Consider the following 22,024-nt stretch of genomic DNA (forward strand, 5'->3'; position numbering starts at 1 on the left):
CGCCACCTTCACCATCTCCAGGAAAGAAGCAGCCACCGTGTCTGAGTCCCCCCTGTACGACGCCGACGAGACCGTCCGCGAGGCGGATGTCGCCGCCGAGCTGGACGCGGCCGAGCTGGCTGACGACGCCGAGTCCGCCGAGCAGATCGTCGACGCCGCGGACAGCGACGAGGACGAGGTCGAGGCGTACGACGAGGCCGAGGCCGGCGAGGCCGCCGAGGAGTCCGCTCTGCACGTGGAGGTCGCCGCGGCGGAGGCCGGCACCGAGGAGCTCGCCGACGAGGAGTCCACCGAGGAGGCCGAGGAGGCCGCCGAGGCCGAGGTCGAGGTCGACCCGGTCGCCAAGTTCCGCGAGGACCTGCGCTTCATGCCGGGCGAGTGGTACGTGATCCACACCTACGCCGGCTACGAGAACCGGGTGAAGCAGAACCTGGAGCAGCGCGCCGTCTCGCTGAACGTCGAGGAGTACATCTTCCAGGCCGAGGTGCCGCAGGAGGAGGTCGTCCAGATCAAGAACGGCGACCGCAAGACCATCCGCCAGAACAAGCTCCCCGGCTACGTCCTGGTGCGCATGGACCTCACCCCGGAGTCCTGGGGCGTCGTGCGCAACACCCCGGGTGTCACCGGCTTCGTCGGCAACGCCTACGACCCGTACCCGCTGACCCTGGACGAGGTCGTCAAGATGCTCGCCCCGGACGTCGAGCGCCAGGCCGCCAAGGAGGCCGGCAAGCCCTCGCCGGTCAAGCCGACCGAGATCCAGGTGCTGGACTTCGAGGTCGGCGACTCGGTCACCGTCACCGACGGCCCGTTCGCGACCCTGCAGGCGACCATCAACGAGATCAACCCCGACTCGAAGAAGGTCAAGGGCCTGGTCGAGATCTTCGGCCGGGAGACCCCGGTCGAGCTCTCCTTCGACCAGATCCAGAAGAACTAGTCATACGGTCTTCGGATCCGGGGCGGGGCCGAGGGCCCTGCCCCGGATCCGTTTTGGTCCAGCGGCGCTGACGCGTTAGCCTGGTCCGATGTGTGTGCTGGCGACCGGGTGTCGCCCCGGTTCCGCACGCACCAGCAATCACCTCTCGGAAGGACCCGGAGAGACATGCCTCCCAAGAAGAAGAAGGTCACGGGGCTTATCAAGCTCCAGATCAACGCCGGCGCGGCCAACCCGGCGCCGCCGGTCGGCCCCGCGCTGGGCCAGCACGGCGTCAACATCATGGAGTTCTGCAAGGCCTACAACGCTGCGACCGAGTCGCAGCGCGGCATGATCGTGCCGGTGGAGATCACGGTCTACGAGGACCGTTCCTTCACCTTCATCACGAAGACGCCGCCGGCCGCGCGCCTCATCCTGAAGGCCGCCGGTATCGAGAAGGGCTCGAGCGAGCCGCACAAGACCAAGGTCGCCAAGCTCACCAGCGCCCAGGTCCGCGACATCGCCACCACCAAGATGCCCGACCTGAACGCCAACGACCTGGACGCGGCGGAGAAGATCATCGCCGGCACCGCCCGGTCGATGGGCATCACGGTCGAGGGCTGACCAGCCCCCGTTCCGTCAGGGACAGATCCGGCTCAGCCGTTCCCCGTGGTAGGGCCTGCGCAGGCCCGTTGACTACCACAACTCCCATCACCATTCAGGAGCAGCAGTGAAGCGCAGCAAGGCTCTGAAGGCCGCGGACGCCAAGGTCGACCGCGAGCGCCTTTACGCCCCCCTCGAGGCCGTCCGCCTCGCCAAGGCGACCAGCACCACCAAGTTCGACGGCACCGTTGAGGTCGCCATGCGTCTGGGCGTCGACCCGCGCAAGGCCGACCAGATGGTCCGCAGCACCGTGATCCTCCCGCACGGCACCGGTAAGACCGCTCGGGTCCTGGTCTTCGCGACCGGCGAGCGTGCCGAGGCCGCGCGTGCTGCGGGCGCCGACATCGTCGGTGCCGACGAGCTGATCGACGAGGTCGCGAAGGGCAAGCTGGACTTCGACGCCGTCGTCGCCACCCCGGACCTCATGGGCAAGGTCGGCCGCCTGGGCCGCGTGCTCGGTCCCCGTGGTCTGATGCCGAACCCGAAGACCGGCACCGTGACCCCGGACGTCGCCAAGGCTGTCAACGACATCAAGGGCGGCAAGATCGAGTTCCGCGTCGACAAGCACTCGAACCTGCACTTCATCATCGGTAAGGCCTCCTTCACCGACGAGCAGCTGGTCGAGAACTACGCCGCCGCGCTGGACGAGGTGCTCCGCGCCAAGCCGTCCGCCGCCAAGGGCCGCTACATCAAGAAGACCGCGTTCTCGACCACCATGGGCCCCGGCATCCAGGTGGACCCGAACCGCACCCGCAACCTCCTCGTCGAGGAGGACCCGGCCGCGGTCTGAGCCCCAGCGCTCTAGAGCAGTCCGTACGGCGGGCCCGCACCCCCTTCACCGGGGGGGCGGGCCCGCCGTCGTTCGTTTCCGGCCGCTGTCCGGCCGCTGCCCGGCCCCGCACGGCCCGGGAGGCGGAAACGGTTGCGGGATCGGAACACGGGCGGATGGGAACGGTTGACCGAGTCGTCGTACGCTCTGCCGGTCAGTTCATATGGGGAACCTGTGACCGCCGGAGTGTGCCGTGCCGCCCGCCCTTCGCCCCGCCGCGCTCGCGGCGGCCCTGCTGCTGCTCGGCGCCGCCAGCGGCTGCAGCATGCTGGCCGCCCCCGGCACCCAGGTCCCCGGCGAGCCGGCGCCGGTGCCGCCCAAGCAGGTGGTGCTCGCGGCCGCCCAGGCGCTGGACGACACCGGCGGCGCCCGGATCGACGTGGTGCGGGAGGGCCCGGACGGCCGGCGCACCGCGAGCGGCACGCTGGTCTGGGGGGACCGGGACGAGGCCGCGCTGGCCGTCACCGACGAACTGGGCACCGGGCAGCTGGCCCTCCACGACGGCGCGATCGACCTCGCCTACCAGGGCGCCGCGGCCAAGCACGCGGACCGCACCACCGCGGAGTCGCTCGACCCGAAGGCCGGCATCGACCCCGGCGGCTACGCGGGCGGCTGGATGAGCACGCTGGTCACCAACCCGGGCAGCCGGGCGTACGCGATGGCCCAGAGCGACCGGCTCGGTTCGCTCGGCGGCGAGCAGCTGGCCGGGGCGACCGTCGCGCACTACCGGGGCGCCGCCCCGGTGGCCGACTACTTCGGCGCGGACGGGGAGTTGAGCCCCCAGCGGCTGGCCGCGGTGGTCGACTGGTACCGGCAGCGCGGGGTCGCGCAGATCGGCTACGACGTCTGGGTCGGGCCGGGCCGGCGACTGCTGCGACTGCGCGAGACGGCGCAGGGGACTGCCGGAACCACGGTGACCACGACGGATGTCTCAGCCTCCGGGGCGGGGGACACCACGCCCGCCGCGGCCGGGTGACGGCAGGGGGGATATCCGGTGCGGGTCGGCCCGGGCGATCCGTTAGAGTCCGCGTGAGAAGAAGCTGAGGATCGGCTCTTCCGAAGAACTTACGGGGGGTACTTCCATGCGTGCCGTGCGTCTCGCCGCTACCGTCGTGACCGCCGCCGTCCTGCTGGCCGGCGCCACCGCCTGCGGCAACAAGGGCGGCAGCGACAGCAAGGCTGCCGGTGACACCAAGGACGCCGGGTCGGTCCCGGCCGGGCTGACCGCGGACCCGAAGGCCGCGCTCACCGCCGCCGCCCTGGTGATGCAGAAGGCCGGGAACGGCAAGGTCACCATGACCTCCCCCGACCCCTCCAGCCCGGGCGGCGCCGGCACCGTCGACTGGAAGGACCCGGGCAAGGTCGCCCTGGACGTGTCCAGTGACATGGACGGCAAGAAGCTCAAGATCCGGGTGATCGGGGCCGACGCCTACGTCGGCGGCGACGACGCCGCGGCCCTGCAGGGGAAGCACTGGATCAAGGTGCCCACCTCGGAGGAGATGGGCGGCGCCTTCGTGGTGATGGGTCAGATGACCAACCCGGTCGCCCAGCTCACCATCGCGGCCGGGACCGGCAAGCTGAGCAAGGTCGGCCAGGAGAGCGTGGACGGCGTCCAGACCACCCACCTGCGGGCCGTCGAGGAGACCGCCACCCTGGTGGCCGGGATGACCGCGCTCACGCCGGAACAGCGCCAGTCCGTCCAGAAGACGCTGGAGCAGGACGGGAAGACCCTCACCATCGACTTCTGGCTGAACGACAAGCAGGAGCTCGTCAAGTACCAGGAGTACGGCGACACCAACGGCGAGTCGAAGGCCGCCACCGTCAAGTACTCCGACCTGGGCAAGGGCACCAAGGTCGAGGCGCCCGCCGCCGGTGACCTCGGCTCCCAGGCCGACCTGCTCAAGCTGTTCGGCTGATCCGGCCGGACGCTCGCACCGGCGCTGCTCCGGGCCGATCCGCAGCAACCACCGGCTACCACCCCCGGGCGCACCGCGCGCCCGGGGGTTCTCAAGGGGGGAACACCATGGCTGGAACCCGTAAGGCCGCCGTCGCCGTCGTCCTCGCCGCGCTGGCGCTGACCGCGACCGCCTGCAACGACAACAACGACTCCGCCGGCAAGAACGCGGCCCCGGCCGCGCCGACCACGGCTGCCGCCGCCGCGACCACCCAGGCGGCCCCACCGGTCAAGGTGAGCCCGGCGGTCTTCCTGGAGCAGGTCAGCAAGAAGACCGGCGCCGCCAAGTCCGCCAAGGTCACCGAGTCGATCGCGATCGGCGGCATCACCATGAAGGCCGACGGCGCGATGGCCTGGGGCGACGGTCTCCAGGGCGACATGACGATGGACATGTCCGGCATGCCGGGTGCCGACAAGATGACCACCAGCATCGGCGGCACGGCCTTCGTCTACCGGTTCGTCACGGACGGTATGTACATGAAGCTCGGTGGCGACGCCCTGCAGGCGTCCGACGGGCGGCACTGGGTGCACATCGGCTACGACGACGTGGCCAAGATGCAGGGCGCCGCCGCCGGCGGCGGCGCGGGCGGTGCCGACCAGTTCAAGAAGGCCGACCCCGTGGAGGGCGTGCGGACCCTGATCGCCTCCGGCAGCGTGACCGAGGTCGGCCAGGAGACGGTGAACGGCAAGCCGGCCACCCACTACAGCGGTGAGCTGAACGTGGCCGACATGGCGAAGGCCAACAGCGGCCAGCTGACCGCCGAGCAGCTCGACCGGATGAAGAAGTCGCTGTCCGCCATGGGCATCACCAGCGAGACCATCGACGTCTGGGTGGACGCCGACCAGCTCGTGGTGAAGCGGAGCGAGCAGGCCGACACCAAGGCCGGCGCGATGAAGGTCACCGTCACCTACTCGGACTACGGCACCCCGGTCACCACGACCGCGCCGGACAAGTCCGACACGATCGAGATCACCGAGCTGGCGAAGCTCGGCAAGAACGCCGCCGCGGACAGCTGACCCCGGTCCCCGTTCCGGCCCCGACTCGTCCGACCGGTGGACGGGCCGGGGCCGGTGGGGTCCGACCAGGGGGCCGCCACCGGCGGATCCGGGTCCGGATGGCAAGGTGGCCCGGTGAGAGAGGAACGGACGATGGCGGGACGGCAGCGGCTGGCGGCACTGGCCGTGGTCGCCGTGCTCGCGAGCGGACTGACCGGCTGCGGCGGGGGCGACGACGCGCCCGCCGCGCCGTCCGCCGGGTCGAGCGCGAGCAGTGCCTCGCCGACCACCGCCACCTCGACCGGGCCGGCCAAGCCGACCGACCGTTCGCCGCACGGGGTGCTGCTCTCCGCCGAGCTGGCCATGCAGACCGCCCGCCGGGCCAAGGTCAGCTACCGGCTGGGCGCGGACGCCGGGTCCGGTCCGCTGTTCTGGGCGCCCAAGACGGCGCTGCAGATCAAGCGCTCCACCCCGGGGGACGCCGAGCAGCTGATCGTCGTGGACACCGTCGCCTACCAGGGCGGCGACGCCGCCACCGCGGCCAGGAACGGCGGAAAGCACTGGGAGCGCTTCTCCGTCCCGCCCGACCCGGACGGCCACAAGGATGTCCCGTACGCGGGGCTGATCGACCTGCTGAACCCGGTCGAGGCGCTGGCCGCGGCCACCGCCGACGGGGCGGACGCGAGCTTCGTCGGCGAGGAGAAGTACGAGGACTCGACCGTCGAGCACTACCGGGTGACCACCACCGCCGAGAAGTACGCGGCCGCCCAGACCGGGCTGACCCAGGCCCGCCGGGACGGCCTTCGGGCCGCGCTGGCCCCCGGCGGCTCGATCTCGCTCACCCTGGACCTCTGGCTGAACGACAAGGACCAGCTGGTCCGGCTCCAGCGCACCGGCAACGGGGACAGCGGCCGGGCTGACGACTCGGTGCTCTACTCCGACCCGGCCGGCCCGCTGCTCTCGGCCCAGGCCCCGGCCGAGACGGACACCGTGGACACCGGCGTCCGGACGGTCTCCCCACTGGCCCGCTGAACCGCCCCTGACCCGCCCGGGTTCACCCGTCCGAGGGCGATTTGCGTCGTCCGGACGAGTCCGGTTACTGTTGCCGAAGCCAAAGACCGCTGGTTGTCGCCGCGCCCGTCAGGGAGCAGGTGGCCGAAGGATCTGCGCTTCGTCGCAGGCGGCCCGCGCAGGTGTGTCTGGAGCTTCGACTTCCGGGTACCGCGTCCGCGCGGCCGCCCGTCGAGGTCGTTCCGAGCCCCGTGCGCCTGCGCACCGGGGCTCATTGCATTTCGCAAGAGCCTTCCTTCCGTCCGGTCGGTTCGAGGCCTGAATGGTCGACTTCACGGTCGGCCGGACTTCGACATCACGGAAGGAGGCGTAAGCCTATGGCCAGGCCCGACAAGGCTGCTGCCGTTGCCGAGATCACGGACAAGTTCCGTGGCTCCTCCGCGGCGCTGCTGACCGAGTACCGCGGTCTCTCGGTGAAGCAGGTCAAGACCCTGCGTCGCTCGCTCGGCGACAACGCCGAGTACGCCGTGGTGAAGAACACGCTGACCAAGATCGCGGCCAACGAGGCCGGGATCTCCGAGCTCGACGACCTGTTCAACGGTCCGACGGCTGTTGCCTTCGTCACCGGTGACCCGGTGGAGTCGGCGAAGGCTCTGCGTGACTTCGCCAAGGAGAACCCCGCTCTCATCATCAAGGGCGGTGTCCTTGACGGTAAGGCGCTGTCCGCCGATGAGATCAAGAAGCTCGCGGACCTCGAGTCCCGCGAGGTGCTGCTCGCCAAGCTGGCGGGTGCCCTGAAGGCCAAGCAGTCCCAGGCTGCCGCGCTCTTCCAGGCCCTGCCGTCGAAGCTCGTCCGCACCGTGGACGCGCTGCGCGACAAGGTCGAGCAGGGCGGTGCCGGTACGCCGGCTCCCGCCGCCGAGGACGAGGCCGCCGAGTAATTCGGCAGGCTCACGCCTCGCTGCGGGCCCGTACGCCCGCCAACCCGTACATCCGGCACCACCTGCCGATTTAGTGGAAGGACGCCAATCATGGCGAAGCTGTCCCAGGACGAGCTGCTCGCGCAGTTCGAGGAGCTCACCCTCATCGAGCTCGCTGCCTTCGTGAAGGCCTTCGAGGAGAAGTTCGACGTCACCGCCGCCGCCCCGGTCGCCGTCGCCGCCGCCGGTGTCCCCGGTGCCGCCGCTGAGGCCGTCGAGGAGCAGGACGAGTTCGACGTCATCCTCGACGGTGCGGGCGACAAGAAGATCCAGGTCATCAAGGAGGTGCGCACCCTGACCTCCCTCGGCCTGAAGGAGGCCAAGGACCTCGTTGACACCGCCGGTGCCAAGGTCCTGGAGAAGGTTGCCAAGGACGTTGCCGAGAAGGCCAAGGCTGCCCTCGAGGCCGCTGGCGCCAAGGTCACCGTCAAGTGACTTCTCGCCCCCTCTGAGGGGGCCTGAGGCCGGGCCGATCACCCTTGTGGGTGGTCGGCCCGGTCTCTTTTGCGTTCCCGGAGCCGTCCGAGAACCACCGGTGTGGCCGATCGCTCACTCGGTACTGTCGGCGTCGAGGAGTATGGTGATCACCGTCGTCGACACTGGTCCCGACCACGGCTTCTGTAACGCCGGAGGGGTTCGGGCCGATAGACGGGTCGAGGTCCGCGCCGCCGGCGGGCCCTTGACGAACCTGGCGGGGCGCGCGATTCTCAAGGCGCGAGTCCGCCCGGGTTGGTTCGCCGCTGGATGCATAACCAGCGGCTCGGGCGGGAAATGACTCCACGTGAGTTAGAGCAGTACCCGGTGGGCGTCCGCGCCCCCGGCTACCGGGAGGAGTCTCCGATTCGGTTTCCGAATCAGAGCTGGACAGCAGTGTGGCCATTGGCTACACTGTCCCTTTGCGCTGCCTGTTAGCTTCTCCGTGACTCGTCGCCCGGAGTTTGCGTTGCCCTGATGGGGTCTGGCACTGCCTCCGCAAAGCGGCTCTGACCTGGGATTTCGACCCTGGCAGAGGCCAGCGGCGAGGGAGGCGGCTCCAAGCCCAAGCAGGCCCGGCTGGTACGCGCGTAGTGAGCTCCGAGCCCTCGGAAGGACCCCCCTCTTGGCCGCGCCGCGCAACGCCTCGAACAATTCCGCCGCATCCACCGCCCCGCTCCGCGTCTCGTTCGCGAAGATCAAGGAGCCCCTCGAGGTCCCGAACCTCCTGGCCCTGCAGACCGAGAGCTTTGACTGGCTGCTCGGCAACGCGGCCTGGAAGTCCCGGGTCGAGCAGGCGCTGGAGTCTGGTCAGGACGTCCCCACCAAGTCCGGTTTGGAGGAGATCTTCGAGGAGATCTCGCCGATCGAGGACTTCAGCGGGTCGATGTCCCTGACCTTCCGCGACCACCGTTTCGAGCCGCCGAAGAACTCCATTGACGAGTGCAAGGACCGCGACTTCACGTACGCGGCTCCGCTCTTCGTCACGGCCGAGTTCACCAACAACGAGACCGGTGAGATCAAGTCTCAGACGGTCTTCATGGGCGACTTCCCGCTCATGACCCACAAGGGCACGTTCGTGATCAACGGCACCGAGCGTGTCGTCGTGTCGCAGCTGGTCCGCTCCCCGGGTGTGTACTTCGACTCCACCCTGGACAAGGTGTCCGACAAGGACATCTACTCCTGCAAGGTCATCCCCTCGCGTGGTGCCTGGCTGGAGATGGAGATCGACAAGCGCGACATGGTCGGCGTCCGCATCGACCGCAAGCGCAAGCAGTCCGTCACCGTGCTGCTGAAGGCTCTCGGCTGGACCAACGAGATGATTCTCGAGGAGTTCGGCGAGTACGAGTCGATGCGCAACACCCTGGAGAAGGACCACACCCAGGGCCAGGACGACGCGCTGCTGGACATCTACCGCAAGCTGCGTCCGGGCGAGCCGCCGACGCGTGAGGCCGCGCAGACGCTTCTGGAGAACCTGTACTTCAACCCGAAGCGCTACGACCTGGCCAAGGTCGGTCGTTACAAGCTCAACCGCAAGCTGGGCAACGCCGAGTCGCTGGACTCCGGCGTGCTCACCGAGCCCGACATCATCGGTGCGATCAAGTACCTGGTGAAGCTGCACGCGGGTGAGACCGAGTGGCGTGACGAGACCGGCCGCGACATCGTGGTCGAGGTCGACGACATCGACCACTTCGGCAACCGCCGCCTGCGCAACGTCGGCGAGCTCATCCAGAACCAGGTCCGTACGGGTCTCGCCCGCATGGAGCGCGTCGTGCGCGAGCGCATGACCACCCAGGACGTCGAGGCGATCACGCCGCAGACCCTGATCAACATCCGGCCGGTCGTCGCCTCCATCAAGGAGTTCTTCGGCACCAGCCAGCTGTCGCAGTTCATGGACCAGACGAACCCGCTGTCGGGCCTGACCCACAAGCGTCGTCTGTCCGCCCTCGGTCCCGGTGGTCTCTCCCGTGAGCGCGCCGGCTTCGAGGTCCGTGACGTGCACCCCTCGCACTACGGCCGCATGTGTCCGATCGAGACCCCGGAAGGCCCGAACATCGGTCTGATCGGGTCGCTGGCCTCGTACGGCCGGGTCAACGCCTTCGGCTTCATCGAGACCCCGTACCGCAAGGTCGTCGACGGTGTCGTCACCGAGAAGGTGGACTACCTCACCGCCGACGAGGAGGACCGCTACGTCATCGCCCAGGCGAACGCCCCGCTGACCGCGGACCTGCACTTCGCCGAGCCGCGCGTCCTGGTCCGCCGCCGTGGTGGCGAGATCGACTACATCCCGGGCTCCGAGATCGACTACATGGACGTCTCGCCGCGCCAGATGGTGTCGGTCGCGACCGCCATGATCCCGTTCCTCGAGCACGACGACGCCAACCGCGCGCTCATGGGCTCGAACATGATGCGCCAGGCGGTGCCGCTGCTGAAGAGCGAGGCCCCGCTGGTCGGTACCGGCATGGAGTACCGCTGCGCCGTCGACGCCGCCGACGTCATCACCGCCGAGAAGTCCGGTGTGGTGCAGGAGGTCTCGGCCGACTACGTCACCGTGGCCAACGACGACGGCACGTACACCACGTACCGCGCCGCCAAGTTCACCCGCTCCAACCAGGGCACCGCCTTCAACCAGAAGGTGCTCGTGGACGAGGGCGCCCGGGTCGAGGTCAACCAGGTGCTGGCCGACGGCCCGTGCACCGACGAGGGCGAGATGGCCCTCGGCAAGAACCTGCTCGTGGCGTTCATGTCGTGGGAGGGTCACAACTACGAGGACGCGATCATCCTGTCGCAGCGCCTCGTGCAGGACGACGTCCTCTCCTCGATCCACATCGAGGAGCACGAGGTCGACGCCCGTGACACCAAGCTCGGCCCCGAGGAGATCACCCGGGACATCCCGAACGTCTCCGAGGAGGTCCTCGCGGACCTGGACGAGCGCGGCATCATCCGGATCGGCGCCGACGTCGTCACCGGTGACATCCTCGTCGGCAAGGTCACCCCGAAGGGTGAGACCGAGCTGACCCCCGAGGAGCGCCTGCTCCGCGCGATCTTCGGTGAGAAGGCCCGTGAGGTCCGCGACACCTCGCTGAAGGTCCCGCACGGTGAGTCCGGCAAGGTCATCGGCGTGCGCGTGTTCGACCGCGAGGAGGGCGACGAGCTCCCCCCGGGTGTCAACCAGCTGGTCCGCGTCTACGTGGCCCAGAAGCGCAAGATCACCAACGGTGACAAGCTCGCCGGCCGTCACGGCAACAAGGGTGTCATCTCCAAGATCCTCCCGGTCGAGGACATGCCCTTCCTCGAGGACGGCACCCCGGTCGACATCATCCTCAACCCGCTGGGTGTCCCGTCCCGAATGAACCCGGGACAGGTCCTGGAGATCCACCTCGGGTGGCTCGCCAAGCAGGGCTGGGACGTCTCCGGTCTCGCCGACGAGTGGGCCCAGCGCCTGCAGGCGATCGGCGCCGACCAGGTCGCCGGTGGCACCAACCTCGCCACCCCGGTCTTCGACGGCGCCCGCGAGGACGAGATCACCGGTCTGCTGGACAACACCACCCTCACCCGTGACGGTGAGCGCCTGGTGAACTCCACCGGCAAGGCCCGCCTGTTCGACGGCCGCTCCGGCGAGCCGTTCCCGATGCCGGTCTCGGTCGGCTACATGTACATCCTCAAGCTGCACCACCTGGTCGACGACAAGCTGCACGCCCGTTCGACCGGTCCGTACTCGATGATCACCCAGCAGCCGCTCGGTGGTAAGGCGCAGTTCGGTGGTCAGCGCTTCGGTGAGATGGAGGTGTGGGCCCTTGAGGCGTACGGTGCCGCGTACGCCCTGCAGGAGCTGCTCACCATCAAGTCCGACGACGTCCTCGGCCGCGTGAAGGTCTACGAGGCCATCGTCAAGGGCGAGAACATCCCCGAGCCCGGCATTCCCGAGTCCTTCAAGGTTCTCATCAAGGAAATGCAGTCGCTCTGCCTCAACGTGGAGGTGCTGTCCTCGGACGGCCAGTCCATCGAGATGCGGGACTCCGACGAGGACGTCTTCCGCGCCGCCGAAGAGCTCGGCATCGACCTGTCCCGGCGCGAGCCGAGCAGCGTCGAAGAGGTCTGACGGAGGTCGGGCCGGCTCGCGCTTCTGAATCAAGCAGAGTGCGCAGCCGGCCCGCCCCCAGGCCCCCCTCAGACCACAGACAAACTCTCGAATCACGAAAGAGGGCTTGACGACCAGTGCTTGACGTCAACTTCTTCGACGAGCTCCGCATCGGCCTGGCCACCGCCGACGACATCCGCCAGTGGTCGCACGGCGAGGTCAAGAAGCCGGAGACCATCAACTACCGCACCCTGAAGCCCGAAAAGGACGGACTCTTCTGCGAGAAGATCTTCGGCCCCACCCGGGACTGGGAGTGCTACTGCGGAAAGTACAAGCGCGTCCGCTTCAAGGGCATCATCTGTGAGCGCTGCGGCGTCGAGGTGACCCGCGCCAAGGTGCGCCGCGAGCGGATGGGCCACATCGAGCTGGCCGCCCCGGTCACCCACATCTGGTACTTCAAGGGTGTGCCGTCCCGCCTCGGCTACCTGCTCGACCTGGCGCCGAAGGACCTCGAGAAGGTCATCTACTTCGCCGCCTACATGATCACCTGGGTCGACGACGAGCGCCGCCAGCGCGACCTGCCGTCCCTGGAGGCGCACGTCTCGGTCGAGCGCCAGCAGATCGAGAACCGCCGCGACTCCGACCTCGAAGCCCGCGCCAAGAAGGCCGAGACCGACCTCGCCGAGCTGGAGGCCGAGGGCGCCAAGGCCGACGTGCGCCGCAAGGTGCGCGAGGGCGCCGAGCGCGAGATGAAGCAGCTGCGCGACCGCGCGCAGCGCGAGCTCGACCGCCTCGACGAGGTGTGGGCCCGCTTCAAGAACCTCAAGGTCCAGGACCTCGAGGGCGACGAGCTGCTCTACCGCGAGCTGCGCGACCGCTTCGGCACCTACTTCTCCGGCTCGATGGGCGCGGCGGCCCTCAAGGACCGCCTCGAGACCTTCGACCTGGCGGAGGAGGCCGAGCGCCTCCGCGAGATCATCCGCACCGGCAAGGGCCAGAAGAAGACCCGTGCGCTCAAGCGCCTCAAGGTCGTCTCCGCGTTCCTGCAGACCAGCAACAAGCCGAACGGCATGGTCCTGGACTGCGTCCCGGTCATCCCGCCGGACCTGCGTCCGATGGTGCAGCTGGACGGTGGCCGCTTCGCGACCTCCGACCTGAACGACCTGTACCGCCGCGTCATCAACCGCAACAACCGCCTGAAGCGCCTGCTCGACCTCGGTGCCCCCGAGATCATCGTGAACAACGAGAAGCGCATGCTCCAGGAGGCCGTCGACGCGCTGTTCGACAACGGCCGCCGCGGCCGTCCGGTCACCGGCCCGGGCAACCGCCCGCTGAAGTCCCTCAGCGACATGCTGAAGGGCAAGCAGGGTCGTTTCCGTCAGAACCTGCTCGGCAAGCGAGTCGACTACTCGGCCCGTTCGGTCATCGTCGTCGGCCCGCAGCTCAAGCTGCACCAGTGCGGTCTGCCGAAGGCCATGGCGCTGGAGCTCTTCAAGCCGTTCGTGATGAAGCGCCTGGTCGACCTGAACCACGCGCAGAACATCAAGTCGGCCAAGCGCATGGTCGAGCGTGCCCGCCCGGTCGTGTGGGACGTGCTCGAAGAGGTCATCGCCGAGCACCCCGTCCTGCTGAACCGTGCGCCCACCCTGCACCGCCTCGGCATCCAGGCCTTCGAGCCGCAGCTGGTCGAGGGCAAGGCCATCCAGATCCACCCGCTCGTCTGCACCGCGTTCAACGCGGACTTCGACGGTGACCAGATGGCCGTCCACCTGCCGCTCTCCGCGGAGGCGCAGGCCGAGGCCCGCATCCTGATGCTGTCCTCGAACAACATCCTGAAGCCGGCCGACGGTCGCCCCGTCACCATGCCGACCCAGGACATGGTGCTCGGTCTGTTCTTCCTGACCTCGGACCGCGACAACGTGAAGGGCGCCGGCCGCACCTTCTCGTCGACCGCCGAGGCGATCATGGCCTTCGACGCCCGCGAGCTGGACGTCCAGGCCCCGATCGAGCTGCGCCTCGGCGCTGGCACCGTCCCGCCCCGCGGCTGGACCCCGCCGGTGGACGAGGACGGCCAGTCGAGCTGGTTCGACGGCGAGCCCTTCCGCCTGAGCACTACCCTGGGCCGCGCGCTCTTCAACGAGCTGCTGCCCGAGGACTACCCGTTCGTCGACTACGAGGTGGGCAAGAAGCAGCTCTCCGCGATCGTCAACGACCTGGCGGAGCGCTACCCCAAGGTCGTCGTCGCGGCGACCCTGGACAACCTGAAGGCGGCCGGCTTCCACTGGTCGACCCGTTCCGGTGTCACCGTCTCGATCTCGGACGTCATCGTCCCGCCGAGCAAGCCCCAGATCCTTGAGGGCTTCGAGGCCAAGGCGGAGAAGGTCCAGAAGCAGTACGAGCGCGGTCTGATCACCAACGACGAGCGCAAGCAGGAGCTCGTCGGCATCTGGACCCAGGCGACCAACGAGGTCGCCGAGGCCATGGCCGCGAACTTCCCGAAGACGAACCCCATCTTCATGATGGTCGACTCGGGTGCTCGTGGAAACATGATGCAGATGCGTCAGATCGCCGGTATGCGCGGTCTGGTGTCGAACGCCAAGAACGAGACCATCCCGCGACCCATCAAGGCGTCGTTCCGTGAGGGTCTCACCGTGCTGGAGTACTTCATCTCCACCCACGGTGCCCGTAAGGGTCTGGCCGACACCGCGCTCCGTACCGCCGACTCCGGCTACCTCACCCGTCGTCTGGTCGACGTCTCCCAGGACGTCATCATTCGCGAGGAGGACTGCGGCACCGAGCGCGGCCTGAAGCTGTCGATCGGTTCCGTGGGCGCCGACGGCGTGCTGCGCAAGGCCGACGACGTCGAGACCAGCGTCTACGCCCGCATGCTCGCCGAGGACATCACCGTCGACGGCAAGCTGCTCGCCACCGCCAACACCGACCTCGGTGACGTGCTGATGGACGAGCTGATCCGCCACGGCGTGTCCGAGGTCAAGGTCCGCTCGATCCTGACCTGTGAGTCGGCCGTCGGCACCTGTGCCATGTGCTACGGGCGCTCGCTGGCCACCGGCAAGCTGGTCGACATCGGTGAGGCGGTCGGCATCATCGCCGCCCAGTCCATCGGTGAGCCCGGTACCCAGCTGACCATGCGTACCTTCCACACCGGTGGTGTGGCCGGTGACGACATCACCCAGGGTCTGCCGCGTGTCGTCGAGCTCTTCGAGGCCCGTACCCCGAAGGGTGTGGCCCCGATCTCCGAGGCCACCGGCCGGGCGCGGATCGAGGACACCGAGAAGACCCGCAAGATCGTCATCACGCCGGACGACGGCAGCGAAGAGATCGCCTACCCGGTCTCGAAGCGCGTGAAGCTGCTCGTCAGCGAGGGCGAGGCGGTCGAGGTCGGCCAGAAGCTGACCATGGGTGCCACCAACCCGCACGACGTCCTGCGCATCATGGGCCAGCGTGCCGTCCAGATCCACCTGGTCGCCGAGGTCCAGAAGGTCTACAACTCGCAGGGCGTGTCGATCCACGACAAGCACATCGAGATCATCATCCGGCAGATGCTCCGCCGCGTGACGATCATCGAGTCGGGCGACGCCGAGCTGCTCCCGGGCGAGCTCGTCGAGCGCGGCCGCTTCGAGCAGGAGAACCGTCGCGTGGTCTCCGAGGGCGGTCACCCCGCCTCCGGCCGTCCGCAGCTGATGGGTATCACCAAGGCCTCGCTGGCCACCGAGTCCTGGCTGTCGGCCGCCTCCTTCCAGGAGACGACCCGGGTCCTCACCGACGCGGCGATCCACGCCAAGTCGGACCCGCTGCTGGGCCTCAAGGAGAACGTCATCCTCGGTAAGCTCATCCCGGCCGGTACGGGTCTGCCCCGCTACCGCAACATCCGGGTCGAGCCGACCGAGGAGGCCAAGGCCGCGATGTACTCGGCCGTCGGCTACGACGACTACGATCTGTCGCCCTTCGGCGCCGGCTCCGGCCAGGCGGTCCCGCTGGACGACTACGACTACGGCCCGTACACCGGCTGAGTCACCTCTTCGGCCGGCAACGGTCGCTGATCTCAGGGCGGTCACCCCTCACGGGGTGGCCGCCCTGCGGCGTTTCCGGCTAGCGGGCGGCCGCGGCCGCCCGCCAGTCCTCCAGGCGGCGGATCCGGGTGTGGGTGTCCGGGTGGGTGGAGAGCAGGCGCTGGCCCAGGCCCGGCCGGACGGCCCGGCCGCCGTTCTCCCGCGCGGCGATCTCCAGGGCCGCCTCCTCGTCCCGCAGGAAGCCGTGGAAGACCTCGATCATGGCGTCGGCGAACCCGAGTTCGGCGGCCTGGACGTCCGCCCGCAGCTCGGAGCGGCGGCCGACGGCGGCGAGCAGGTACGGCGTGACCAGGACCAGCAGCAGCGGCGGGAAGGAGAGGGCCACGGCCACCACCAGGACGATCGAGACCAGCCCGACCACGAGGGCGCCGAGCAGCGAGAACACCGAGGCGATCCGGAACGCGATGACCGCCGCGATCCGGAAGGCCGCCCAGGCGATCCGGGCCGGCATCGAGTACCAGTAGCCGAGCAGGGTCGCCCAGGCGTGACCGCCGCGGTGGTGGCCGAGCTCATGGGCGAGCACGGCGGCCAGCTGGGCGTCGGGGAGGGTCTCCAGCGCGTACCGGGTGACGCCGACGATGTGGCCGGCGGCCGCGGTGGCGTTGACGGCCTTGTGGTCCTCGATCCACAGGTCGTACGTCTCCGGGCTCACCCCCGCCTTGGCGGTCACCTGGCGCCAGATCGGCTCCAGCCGGGTCAGCTCGGAGTGCAGCGCCGGACGCATCCGGAACAGGTAGCGGGCGAGGACCTTCTCGGTCGGGCGGTGGAAGACCAGCGCGCCGGAGGCGATCCAGAGGCCGATCAGCACCAGGTTGAGCGGCTCGGGGAGGAGCAGCGAGACCAGCGTGACGACCAGCAGGCTGCACAGGAAGTGCGGGAGCTGGAAGACCAGTTGGCCGATCGCGGTGGCGTCGGCGCCGCGCTGGCGGGCGGCCAGGTGGATCCGGCCGGTGTGCGGGGCGATGTCGACGGTGGGGTCGAGGACGGGCGGCTGCGGCGGGGCGGGCGGCGGGGCGAAGCCCTGGGCGGGGATGCGGGGCGGTTGCTGCGGGGGGTGCGGGGGCGGGGTGGCGGTCGGGTACTGCGGCGGGGGCGCGGTGGGGTACTGGGGCGGTACGGCGGTGGTGGGGTACTGCGGAGGGGGCGCGGTGGGGTACTCGGGCGGGGGCGCCGCCGGGTACTGCGGCGGGGTCGCGGTCGGGTGCTGGGGAGCGCCCTGCGGGTACTGCGGCGGGACGGTCGGGTACTGGGGCGGGGCGCCGGGGTACTGCGGTGGCGGGGCGTCCGGGTAGGTCGGTTCGGTCATGGCGAGGTCCTCGGGGACGGGACGCGCGCGACGGCGGCGTCCGTACGGTGATGGGCTGTGCATGACGGTGCTGGACGGGCGTGCGGCGCCGGGTCAGCCCAGGAACAGGGCGGTGACCAGCGGGAACAGGCCGGCGCCGAAGGCGAGGATGCCGACCCGGACCCAGGAGTGCTTCCGCGAGACGATCAGGCTGTTCTCCGCGAGCGCGGTGCGGACGGCCTCGGCGGCCAGTTGCTCGGTGTCGGCCAGGGCGTCGGCGAGCAGTCCCTGCTCGGCGGCCAGCCGGATGTCCCCGAAGTAGCCGAGCGGGCGGCCCGGGCGCCAGGTGCTGCGGCGGAAGCGGGGCAGCACCGCGAACAGCAACGAGACCAGGGAGACGGCGATGCCGAGCCCGCCGAGGGCGAGCAGCACCTTGGCGGCGCCGGAGAGCTGCTGCGGTGCCCAGCCGGTGCTGGTGAGCAGGCCGCCGAGCACCCCGACGATCACGCCGAGGGCGGCGACCAGGACGGCGGCCTTGCTGTCCGCGCGGGCGATCTCGGTGCGCAGTTCGGCGAGCAGGGCGGCGCCGGGCGGTGGTGCCAGCAGGGTATTGGTGGGCGCGGCGGTGGTGGGCGGGGCGGACACGGTGGGGCTCCTCGGGTTCACTGTGCGAGCGGAGGGTTCGGGCCCTTGTCGAGCCGGGGCCCACCCGGGCCGGGCGCACTCGGGCCGGCGGGCCGCTGCCGCAGGAGGGCTTCGAGCGCGGCCCTCGCGTCCTGGCGCGGGCCCTCCAGCTCGAATTCCTCCAGGGCGTTCTGGTCGAGCAGCCGCTCGATCACGTGGAGCTGGCCCTGGACCAGTTCCTGCTGCTCGTCCTTCAGGTACTTGAGGGCCTCCTTCAGGTCCTCGGGGTGGGCGGCGACCTGGAGGGCCCAGGCGGTGACCCCGCCCTGCTCCAGGTGGTACTGGTAGAACTTCGCCTTCGCGGCGAGGATCTCGTGGGACTCCTCGACCTGCCGGAGGGCGTGCGGGTGCGCCTGGGTGTCGAAGTGGTAGAGGCGCAGCCGCTCCTTCTGGTCGCGGGCCGCCTGGTCGATGTCCAGCTGGACGGCGCAGCGCACCCGCAGGCCCTCGGCCTCGGCGACGGGGTACTCGTCCAGCGCCTGCTGGACGGCGGTCTCGGCCTCGCCGCTCTGGTCGGTGGTCAGGTGGCGGGTGACCGCCCGCATCCGCTGCCGGACCCGGGGGACGAGCAGCGCCGGGACGTCCCGGATCCGGCTGGCCACGACCAGCTCCGCCGCCGACACCTGCCAGTCGATCTCCACCACGGCCTCGAAGGCGCCGACGTCGTCCCGGCCGGGCAGCCGTTCCTCGACCCGCAGGTGGTGCAGGCCGAGGTCGACCTCGAAGGCGGCCTGGTAGCCGCGGCCGACCAGGTCGCTGAAGCCAGGGCGGTGCGGCGGGAGGTAGACCTGGTGGTCACCGGACGGCGTGGTCAGGACCAGGGCGGAGTCGGCCCGGGCGTTCGGCCGCTTGGGCAGGCCGAGCGCGCGGCCGAGCGGGTGGACCATCAGGACCGGGTCGACGAGGTCGCCGGCGGGGAAGTCTGGGCGGTGTCGTGCCGACATGCGCGGGTGCTCCAGGATCGGGACGGGTTCGGGTGGTGCGGCTTCAGCCGCCGGGCAGGAACGGGGTCGCCGGGCTGCCGGGACGGACGGAGCGGACGAGGTGGTCGAGCCGCTGGCGGTCGCGCTCGGTGACGGCCAGGTCGTCGAACAGTTCGGTGAGTCGGGCGGTGGTCGCGGGCTGGTCGGCGGCACCGATCAGCCAGCCGCGCAGCACGTCCAGGGCCGCGTCGCGGTAGCGGCGGTCCTCCAGCGCCGTGCGCCACAGGGCGACCAGCAGCGAGCGGACGGGTACGGGCTCCTCGGGGGCGGCCAGCACCGTGACGCTGACCACGCTCCCCGGCTCGGGGCGCGGGCTGCGGGCGTACCAGTCGAGCAGCAGCGGTCGGCCGACGGCGGTGTCCTCGGTGCGCCGGGCGGCGGTCAGGAAGACGGCCAGGGCCAGCTGTCGCAGGGCGGCCGGGCCGGAGAGCCAGCGGACCAGGGCACGCAGCGTCTGCTCGGCCTCGGCGGAGAGCAGCAGCAGTTCGGCCGCTTCGAGCAGCCCGAGCACCTGGAAGCGGTCGCCCTGGCCGGCGGCCGGGAGCTGGTCCCCGTCGCCGGACCGGAACCTGGCGGCGAGCTGGTCGAGCTCCCCGGTGCTCAGCCGCTCGGCGGCCAGCACGAAGGCCTCCAGGGCCTGGTCGGGCAGGAGCGGGCCGAGCAGGGCGTAGCAGCGGATGGCGGTCCAGCGGCGGCGGGCGTTGTCGTCACCGGCCCAGCTGCGCAGGATCCGCGGAACGGCGGCGGTGCCCGCGTGGTAGGCGAGGGCGAGGCTGTTGGCGGCCTGGAGGCAGAGCCGGAAGTCCTTGGCGCCGGACCAGGGGCCGAGCAGTCCGCTCATGGTGGCGGAGAGGTCGACGGAGGCCAGCAGGGCGGTGGTGGAGGCCACCCGGGCACGGACCAGGGCGCGGGAGTCGGTGGCCAGCGCGTTGAGCCAGCCGGTGATCGCGGGGCGGGCGGAGGGGTGGCTCGTCCACACCTCGCGCAGCAGGGTGGGCGAGGTGCGAGGGTCCAGGAAGGAGGCCATCCGCTGCGGGACCGGGCCCCACGGGGTCTGCTCGGTCTCCTCGGTGAGTTCGGCGCGGGCCAGGGCCATGCGCTCCTCGATCGAGCTGCCGAAGGGCGGGATGCCGTGCGGTTCCCCGGCGGTGCGGATGGTCTCCAGGCGGCGGAACAGCTTGTCGGCGCACTCGGCGGCGAGGGTGTAGGGGGCGTGGTCGAAGACGGCCAGGGAGATCAGGAACGCCTTCTCCTGGAGGGGGAGTTTGTCGTCCCCGAACCAGCGGCCCACCTTTTCCTGGACGATGCCGTGGCCGAAGTCGGCGAGGTCGGCGAGTCGGTCGGTCTCGGGGGAGTAGCGGGCCAACTTGACGGCGAACTCGGCCACTTCACGGATCGGCGGGTACTTGGCCAGGAACTCCTGGACGGGTTCCAGGGTGAGCAGGTGCCGGCCGGAGGCCTGGCCGTCCCGCAGGGCGTCCAGGTGGGCGCCGAGTACGAGCCCGGGGTCGGGCGGCTGCCAGTCGACGGTGGGGAGTTCGCGGATCGCGCCGGAGGGGGTGGTGGTGATGACCAGGTAGCCGTCCTGCTTGGCGAGGCTCTCGCGCAGGCGGTCGAGGTCGGATCGGAGCAGCGGGCGGGCGCGGGAGGTCGTGTAGTCGGCGAGCAGGTAACCCTGGGCCGGTTCGGCGCCGGTGAGCAGCGCGGTGGGGGAGACGTCGGGGTCCAGGTTGCGGATCCGGTGGATGCCCAGCGTGTGCAGCAGCATCAGTGCGGCGGAGCGCCGCCCGGTGTCGGCCCGGCCGGTGAGGATCAGGACGCGCTGCTCGCGCAGCCGCTGCAGGGCCTGCTGGAAGGCTGATCCGGGTCGGAAGACCGCGGTCAGGGCGGTGAGTTCCTCGGCCGGCACCTCGCCGGAGGCGTGCGGCGGGGCGCCGAAGGCGGAGCCGAACTGGTAGACGGTGGTCTTCGGGCCGGTGACGACGTCGCCGTGGACCTGCCCGCCGGAGACGGTGTGCCGGTCCCCGCCGATGAGGTCGCCGCCGAAGTCGGGATTGCCGCCGGCGAACAGGTAGTTGCGGCCGGCGAAGCCGTCCGGGACGTGCTCCAGCAGCTCCTGGACGGCCTCCAGGGCGTTCTGCGGTTCCTCGGGCGGGGCCTCCTGGAGGTCGTTCTCCTGGTCCTGGGCCTGCGGCTCGGCGGCGGCGGTCATCGGTCACCGCCGACGGTGTTGCCGGTGTTGACGTCGCCGTGGACCTCGCCGCCGGAGACGACGTGCTGGTCGCCGCCGATCAGGTTGCCGCCGAAGGTCGGGGTGCCGCCGAGGAACTGGAAGGTGGCGGGGGCGCCCTGGGGCTGGGGGGCGCCTTGGGGCACGGGGGCGGCGGCCGGGGCGGGGGCGCCTTGGGGCACGGGGGCGGCGGCCGGGGCGGGGGCGGGCTGGGCGATCGGGGCCGCGGCGGCCGGAGTGGCACTCGGGGCGCCGACCGGCGTGGGCGCGGGTTCGCCGTGCAGCCAGGCCGGGAAGTCGCCCTCCTTGCCCTGGACGGTGACCCGGTGGAACGCCTCCGGCAGCAGCCCGCCGTGGCCGTGCCGGACGATGCCCTGGTAGAGCGCGTCGGAGACGCCGAGCACGCAGGGCCCGTCCCGGTGCCGCAGTGCGTCGCGCAGGGGGGTGGAGTCCAGCAGCCGGAAGGCCTGGTTGAGGTCCCAGCCGACGGCGCCGCCGAGTGCTCCGCCGAGTTCCTGGACGGCCACCTCGCCGGAGGCGAGCACGATCCGCAGCCGTACCCGGGCGCTGGCGGCCGAGAGCCGGTTGTTGGCGTGCAGCAGGGTGGGGGTCTCGTTGATCAGCGCGTGCAGCAGCCGGGGCTTGGGGACGGTGGGGCTGATCAGGGCCATCACCGAGTCGCCACGGTCCTCCAGGCGCTGTTCGGCTGGTTCGACACCGGCGCTGCGCAGCGTCTCGTGCAGGACGGAGTAGAGCATCCGGCGCATGAAGGCCTGTTCGACGTCGTCCCGCCTGCCGAACTGCTCGATGTCCAGCAGCAGGATGGTGTGGTTCACCGGGTCGGTCATGGTCG

16 protein-coding genes are annotated in these 22,024 nt (G+C 70.4%); 11 read left to right on the plus strand and 5 right to left on the minus strand.

Going from position 1 to position 22,024, the window contains the following annotated elements; translation table 11 throughout:
* Nucleotides 1-37: 37 nt before the first annotated feature.
* The 11 genes from nusG (at nt 38) to ACIG5E_RS21600 (ending at nt 15,929) form a co-directional block, all read left to right on the plus strand.
* A complete protein-coding gene (gene nusG, locus ACIG5E_RS21550) occupies nt 38-934 on the plus strand; it encodes a transcription termination/antitermination protein NusG (protein WP_396535595.1) in 897 nt (298 codons plus the stop codon).
* A 165-nt stretch (nt 935-1,099) separates the two neighbouring features.
* Nucleotides 1,100-1,534, plus strand: coding sequence for a 50S ribosomal protein L11 (gene rplK, locus ACIG5E_RS21555; protein ID WP_030232334.1), 435 nt, complete (start codon nt 1,100-1,102; stop codon nt 1,532-1,534).
* Nucleotides 1,535-1,640: 106 nt separating this feature from the next.
* A complete protein-coding gene (rplA, locus tag ACIG5E_RS21560; protein ID WP_030290441.1) occupies nt 1,641-2,363 on the plus strand; it encodes a 50S ribosomal protein L1 in 723 nt (240 codons plus the stop codon).
* A 232-nt stretch (nt 2,364-2,595) separates the two neighbouring features.
* A complete protein-coding gene (locus ACIG5E_RS21565; RefSeq protein ID WP_396535598.1) occupies nt 2,596-3,378 on the plus strand; it encodes a hypothetical protein in 783 nt (260 codons plus the stop codon).
* Nucleotides 3,379-3,493: 115 nt separating this feature from the next.
* The gene (locus ACIG5E_RS21570) at nt 3,494-4,318 is read left to right on the plus strand and encodes a hypothetical protein (protein WP_396535600.1); all 825 of its coding nucleotides are present in this window, start codon (nt 3,494-3,496) and stop codon (nt 4,316-4,318) included.
* A 107-nt stretch (nt 4,319-4,425) separates the two neighbouring features.
* Complete coding sequence (locus ACIG5E_RS21575) at nt 4,426-5,373, plus strand: hypothetical protein (protein ID WP_396535602.1); 948 nt, start codon at nt 4,426-4,428, stop codon at nt 5,371-5,373.
* A gap of 132 nt (nt 5,374-5,505) precedes the next feature.
* The gene (locus tag ACIG5E_RS21580) at nt 5,506-6,384 is read left to right on the plus strand and encodes a hypothetical protein (RefSeq protein WP_396535604.1); all 879 of its coding nucleotides are present in this window, start codon (nt 5,506-5,508) and stop codon (nt 6,382-6,384) included.
* A 356-nt stretch (nt 6,385-6,740) separates the two neighbouring features.
* Complete coding sequence (gene rplJ / locus ACIG5E_RS21585; protein WP_030290437.1) at nt 6,741-7,304, plus strand: 50S ribosomal protein L10; 564 nt, start codon at nt 6,741-6,743, stop codon at nt 7,302-7,304.
* Nucleotides 7,305-7,394: 90 nt separating this feature from the next.
* On the plus strand, nt 7,395-7,778 hold the full coding sequence (gene rplL / locus ACIG5E_RS21590) for a 50S ribosomal protein L7/L12 (RefSeq protein ID WP_396242212.1): 384 nt from the start codon (nt 7,395-7,397) through the stop codon (nt 7,776-7,778).
* A 664-nt stretch (nt 7,779-8,442) separates the two neighbouring features.
* Nucleotides 8,443-11,919: a DNA-directed RNA polymerase subunit beta gene (gene rpoB / locus ACIG5E_RS21595; protein WP_350503604.1), complete on the plus strand. Its 3,477-nt coding sequence runs from the start codon at nt 8,443-8,445 to the stop codon at nt 11,917-11,919.
* 116 nt (nt 11,920-12,035) lie between these two features.
* A complete protein-coding gene (locus ACIG5E_RS21600) occupies nt 12,036-15,929 on the plus strand; it encodes a DNA-directed RNA polymerase subunit beta' (RefSeq protein ID WP_396535607.1) in 3,894 nt (1,297 codons plus the stop codon).
* Nucleotides 15,930-16,008: 79 nt separating this feature from the next.
* On the opposite strand, the gene ACIG5E_RS21605 is transcribed toward ACIG5E_RS21600, so the two are convergent.
* From ACIG5E_RS21605 to ACIG5E_RS21625, 5 genes are all read right to left on the minus strand, one after another.
* Nucleotides 16,009-17,295, minus strand: a complete 1,287-nt coding sequence (locus ACIG5E_RS21605) for a M48 family metalloprotease (RefSeq protein WP_396535609.1) — start codon at nt 17,293-17,295, stop codon at nt 16,009-16,011.
* Nucleotides 17,296-17,388: 93 nt separating this feature from the next.
* The gene (locus ACIG5E_RS21610; protein WP_396535611.1) at nt 17,389-17,919 is read right to left on the minus strand and encodes a Pycsar system effector family protein; all 531 of its coding nucleotides are present in this window, start codon (nt 17,917-17,919) and stop codon (nt 17,389-17,391) included.
* A gap of 17 nt (nt 17,920-17,936) precedes the next feature.
* Nucleotides 17,937-18,902 (minus strand): hypothetical protein, encoded by a 966-nt coding sequence (locus ACIG5E_RS21615; protein WP_396535613.1) that lies wholly within the window; start codon nt 18,900-18,902, stop codon nt 17,937-17,939.
* Between the two features lie 43 nt (nt 18,903-18,945).
* On the minus strand, nt 18,946-21,153 hold the full coding sequence (locus ACIG5E_RS21620) for a hypothetical protein (protein ID WP_396535615.1): 2,208 nt from the start codon (nt 21,151-21,153) through the stop codon (nt 18,946-18,948).
* Nucleotides 21,150-22,019: a hypothetical protein gene (locus ACIG5E_RS21625; RefSeq protein ID WP_396535617.1), complete on the minus strand. Its 870-nt coding sequence runs from the start codon at nt 22,017-22,019 to the stop codon at nt 21,150-21,152. Before ACIG5E_RS21625 ends, ACIG5E_RS21620 begins: the two co-directional genes overlap by 4 nt.
* Between the last annotated feature and the right edge of the window lie 5 nt (nt 22,020-22,024).

Source organism: Kitasatospora sp. NPDC053057 (genome assembly GCF_044546945.1).
Taxonomy (GTDB): Bacteria; Actinomycetota; Actinomycetes; order Streptomycetales; family Streptomycetaceae; genus Kitasatospora.

Bases quoted from the DNA above. Each gene is read 5' to 3' on its own strand.
- rplK (WP_030232334.1), top strand. From the start codon at position 1,100: ATGCCTCCCAAGAAGAAGAAGGTCACGGGGCTTATCAAGCTCCAGATC.
- ACIG5E_RS21575 (WP_396535602.1), top strand. From the start codon at position 4,426: ATGGCTGGAACCCGTAAGGCCGCCGTCGCCGTCGTCCTCGCCGCGCTG.
- ACIG5E_RS21580 (WP_396535604.1), top strand. From the start codon at position 5,506: ATGGCGGGACGGCAGCGGCTGGCGGCACTGGCCGTGGTCGCCGTGCTC.
- rplJ (WP_030290437.1), top strand. From the start codon at position 6,741: ATGGCCAGGCCCGACAAGGCTGCTGCCGTTGCCGAGATCACGGACAAG.
- rplL (WP_396242212.1), top strand. From the start codon at position 7,395: ATGGCGAAGCTGTCCCAGGACGAGCTGCTCGCGCAGTTCGAGGAGCTC.
- ACIG5E_RS21605 (WP_396535609.1), bottom strand. From the start codon at position 17,295: ATGACCGAACCGACCTACCCGGACGCCCCGCCACCGCAGTACCCCGGC.
- ACIG5E_RS21615 (WP_396535613.1), bottom strand. From the start codon at position 18,902: ATGTCGGCACGACACCGCCCAGACTTCCCCGCCGGCGACCTCGTCGAC.
- ACIG5E_RS21620 (WP_396535615.1), bottom strand. From the start codon at position 21,153: ATGACCGCCGCCGCCGAGCCGCAGGCCCAGGACCAGGAGAACGACCTC.
- ACIG5E_RS21625 (WP_396535617.1), bottom strand. From the start codon at position 22,019: ATGACCGACCCGGTGAACCACACCATCCTGCTGCTGGACATCGAGCAG.